The organism is Methanomicrobia archaeon (assembly GCA_016930255.1).
Lineage (GTDB): Archaea > Halobacteriota > Syntropharchaeia > Alkanophagales > Methanospirareceae > JACGMN01.
Genome location: JAFGHB010000002.1, coordinates 1 through 4,389 on the forward strand (window position 1 = coordinate 1; position 4,389 = coordinate 4,389).

2 protein-coding genes are annotated in these 4,389 nt (G+C 50.9%); one reads left to right on the top strand and one right to left on the bottom strand.

Annotated elements, in window-relative coordinates:
- Positions 1–140: 140 nt before the first annotated feature.
- Entirely contained in the window at positions 141–2,672 is a 2,532-nt protein-coding gene (locus JW878_00070) for a ribonuclease H-like domain-containing protein (protein MBN1761463.1), read from the bottom strand.
- A 239-nt stretch (positions 2,673–2,911) separates the two neighbouring features.
- On the opposite strand from JW878_00070, the gene JW878_00075 reads away from it, so the two are divergent.
- Positions 2,912–4,150, top strand: a complete 1,239-nt coding sequence (locus JW878_00075) for a homocitrate synthase (protein MBN1761464.1) — start codon at positions 2,912–2,914, stop codon at positions 4,148–4,150.
- Positions 4,151–4,389: the final 239 nt, after the last annotated feature.

Below are 4,389 nucleotides of genomic sequence, written 5' to 3' on the forward strand. Positions count from 1 at the left end.
CTTCACTCACTCTGTCCGCTCCTGCGTTCCTTACTATCCTGGTTATAGGTGCTAAAGGTAGTTCAGCCATTTTTATCACTATAATTAGGTATTGGGAGGGTATATAAAAGCTTTTCGGTCATTTAACCACTGGAACCCCCTCAAAACCACTGCCCTAAGGTCTTCTGCCCCCCTTCTACGAAAGAGGATAGGTCATAACCAAAAAGTTGTAGCACTCTATGCGCAACGGGTATTATCTGATGCTGAATATAATACGCGATGTCAATCGCATAGTTCCGGCCTTCGGCGTATAGTTCGTTCTCCTCGCTGCGCTCTATAAGGTCTACGGGGAATGCGCGGTCGCTCGTCTTTCCTCCGCCTTTTATTATCACATACGGGATCTTAGAGCCCACTTCATAGGATATGTGCGCGGCTAAAGCCCGTTCCGCAGCTATAACATGCGCTTGCTTTGTCTCGTAGCTGCTTATCTTTCTGGTGAGCGTTTTGTGAATGGTGAGCTTATCCACCGGAATTAGCCCCTCTTTCAAGTCCTTTAAGACACTCTTAACGTATCGCATAGCCTTTTCAGGGTCTTTTTCCTTCAATATGAGTTCGATAACCTTTGTCTGCACTTCTTTTGCCAGTTCGCACCAGTCGCCTCGGCGTACTTCCAGGCCGCGAACCACGATCTCTTCCGAATCAGTGAGCGCCGCATACCGCTTCTTCTTTCCTGTAAAGAAGATAGATTTGAAGAAATCTTCGAGTGCGAGATTAAGCGGAAGCTCTTCTGATATCCGTTTCGAAGCTTCTCGCGCCTTCTTCAATAGCTCCGTCTTCCTATCACCGTCGACCTCGAGTTCAGGCGGTAGTTTCACGAATATGCTGTCAGTATCGCCGTAGATGACTTTTAACCCGAAATCCTCTGCCATTTGCACCGTTCGTTTGATAAAATGCCGGCCCCATGCCGTTGTCGCCTCGGCGCACTCCCGTTTGTAAAATTTCGCGCCGCTCCAGCCGGTATAGCCGTAGAAACTGTTCGTGAGGATTTTTATACTCTGCTGCTGTATGTCCAGTACCCGGTACGCATCAGAATTTTTGTCGTGGCTCTTCATCTCAGCCTTTAGCGCTCCTCGTCTCATGATTAAATCGCTCATTATTCGTTTGAAAAAGCCGTCCGGCGTCTTCCTGAATGCGTGACCAACCTCGGGTGCCCTGTAAACGTCGTCTTCGGGTCCTGGCGATTCGACAAACGTATCGGGCGAGACATTGAAGGAGATCATGATCGTAGGGTACATTGAGGAGAAGTCGAGATCGATGACATCTTCGTGCAAGCCCCGCTCGGGAGGCAGCACGAACGCACCCTCGAAGGTCTTTTCGCCTCCGGTCTTCGACGGCACCAGCTCGCCACGTTTAAAAGCCTCTGCAGTTAAAAAAGCTTCTACCTGTCGCCCTCTGCCCATTTTTGCTAACTCGTCCAGTGGATAGCCGATCATTTTCGAAAGCTCTAGTTGCAGTGGCAGCATCTTCTCCGCAATGCCCAGCGTGCTCACCGCATCGTCCTTCGCGTACTCGTAGAGGCTCTCGCGCGCGGACGCATCGAACCAACATTCGTTGATCTCGCGCGGCGATAGATTCATCCGTTCATCCTTCCGCAACACGCCGAGGAATTCCGCTACATTCTCCAGCGTCTTCACCTTCACGCTGCCAAGGTCGCGCTTCGCAAGCTTGAACAGGTCCACGTTCAGCCTACCTACGATATTTACACCGGGCAGCATTCTTCCTTGCTCATATCGTACCGAACTACCGTCAGCACCCAGATTCAATCGAATGCCGAGCAGTTTCGCCCGTTCCCGTATGTACGGCCAATCGAATCCGTCCGAATTGTAGCCGACAATGATCTCGGGCTGGAACGCTTGGACGAACTCCAAAAACTCGCGGAGTACCGTTCCATCATCACCCGCCGCATAGTCTTCGTCAGATAGCACGAATAACTTCGATTTGATTTCGCCGTCCTCGTGAAATGCCGCGGAAATGATGACGATGGGGTCTCTTCTCGGCGAGGGCATGCCGTGCCCCTGTGTGGCCATTTCGCAATCAAACGCGAGTGTCTTGAGCGCTGGTGGCAACTCGCCCCCCGGCATCTGTTTGTACGATATGCTCGAAGCCAGAATGGCCGTTCTATCCGCGGTATGTGCATAGTTCAAGTCCATCTCCGCGCCTTCCACACGTAGACCATCAAAAGGCTTTAGCCCCTTATCGATCATATATCGAATTGCAAACAGGATATCTGCCTCCAAGACGATGAGCCCCTGTTTCCGTACCACCTCGCGCAGTAGCGGCACATGGCTCGGATGCGCGGCGAAAATTTTCAACCCCTTGCGAGTACTCCCGAGTAATTTCCTCGTGCAGAATTCCACACGTTTAACGCCTATCTCTTCGTTCTCACGGTATACACAAATCTCTTCTACCAGTCGCTTCTTATCGGCTAACTCAGACGGCTCGTCGTGATGGCCATAGAAAGAAGAATAAGAATAGGGTAACGCGTAAAAATACGGCTCAAACGTTCTATCCAACACCACGAAGTCCGCACCATCCGTGCTCTTGCACCAGAGCCGTATCACAGCCCTATCGTGCCCATCTTCGCCTTTTTCCGTTATATAATCGACATCCAGCAGAAACCCTTCTCTCTCCATTTTACTCAGGTTACAGCGACGGACGCAGTCCTGCTCTCTCTGTTTGTTAGATCGTTAGAACGACAATTGATGCTGTTTCTCCTATTATTAAGGTACGCGTTGCTATACATTAAATCTTTACGCGTTTTGGTCAGCTGTGAGTGATCCACCACACAGAGAACACCGATTTTTCAAAGATTTTTTACCTCTATGCCGTTCATTATTAGTGTAGCGCGTAGAACTATGAGGATTCATCAAAGATGGGTAAGAATACGATATACATAGTCGATGTTACGAACAGGGATGGTGTGCAGACCTCGAGATTGGGCTTGGCGAAGTTAGAGAAGACCATGCTGAACCTGTATCTAGATGAGATGGGGATTTTCCAGAGCGAGTTTGGGTTTCCCGCCACGCGACATGAGACGAATTATTTGAATGCAAATCTCGATCTGGTGGAGATAGGCGCTCTGAAGCGCATTTGGCTTAGCGGGTGGTTACGGGCAGTAAAGGAGGATGTCGAGGAAGCATTCCGGCTCGTGCCCAAGCTGAAGCACCTGAATTTGAGTATTTCTACATCGAAACAGATGATCAAAGGCAAATTCAAGGGCAAGTACCGCTGGACGGAGATATTAGCGATGACGGGCGAGGCAGTCGACACGGCGAAGCAGCACGGCGCGGAGACGATCGGCGTCAACGCTGAGGACGCCTCGCGGACAGAACTCAACGGGTTGATTGAGTTTGCGGAAGTCGCGAAGCAGCACGGCGCGGACAGGATACGATACTGCGACACGATCGGCTATGACGATCCGTTAACCATATATGATCGAACAAAAGCGCTTGCAGAGGCAATAAAGATCCCGATCGAATTGCACTGTCATAACGACCTGGGCATGGCGGTCGCATGCTCAGTTGCGGGGGCAAAAGGCGCAATAGATGCAGGAGTCGATGCGTACATCACCACGACTGTGAATGGAATGGGTGAGCGCGCCGGTAATGCGGATCTGGTCTCCACGATCCTCGCGGTGCGGAAGTCCAGCGGGTTCGAGAAGAACTACCACCTGGATGAGCATATCGACTTGTGCCGCGCGTGGAAGTTGTGTAACTACGCTTCTCTGGCATTTCACGTTCCAATTCCGGTGAATCAGCCTGCGGTCGGCGAAAACGCATTCGCACACGAATCAGGTATACACGCGGACGGCGCACTGAAAGACAGCAGGAACTACGAGTTGTACGACTATACGGAGGTCGGCAGAGGGCATATCGAGATGCTTGAAACCGGCAGGCTGATAACGACGGGCGAATACTCGGGAATAAAGGGCTTCATGAACGTAGCGGGGAAATACGAGCTGAAATTCAAGGATGACGACGAGGCACGTGAGATATTAGAGCTTGTCCGATATGCGAACGTGCACACGCAGAAGCCCGTAACGGAAGACGAGATTAAGTTCATCGCGCGCTATCCGCGCCATGCGAAGATGATTATGTCGGTGCAGCCGTAACGTAAGTGAGTACGTGAAGACTTTGCGCTAAAGGGATCGCGAGACAATTCTGTGGAGTACAGATATTATTTCGCAAGTATATGCCTTCGACTGGCATGGTAAAACTGACGAATGAAGACATCAAATGGCTCATAATCCGTGTAGGTTCAGGCTTTTTCACCGTGAAGAAAGCTGCGCAGGTCTATGAGGTAACAGAGCGCCGTGTGCAGCAGTTGATCAAGCAAGCTGCATCGCGAGAC

What these genes read in the sequence shown, in the direction of transcription:
- JW878_00070 (MBN1761463.1), bottom strand. Translation starts at nt 2,672, where the DNA reads ATGGAGAGAGAAGGGTTTCTGCTGGATGTCGATTATATAACGGAAAAA.
- JW878_00075 (MBN1761464.1), top strand. Translation starts at nt 2,912, where the DNA reads ATGGGTAAGAATACGATATACATAGTCGATGTTACGAACAGGGATGGT.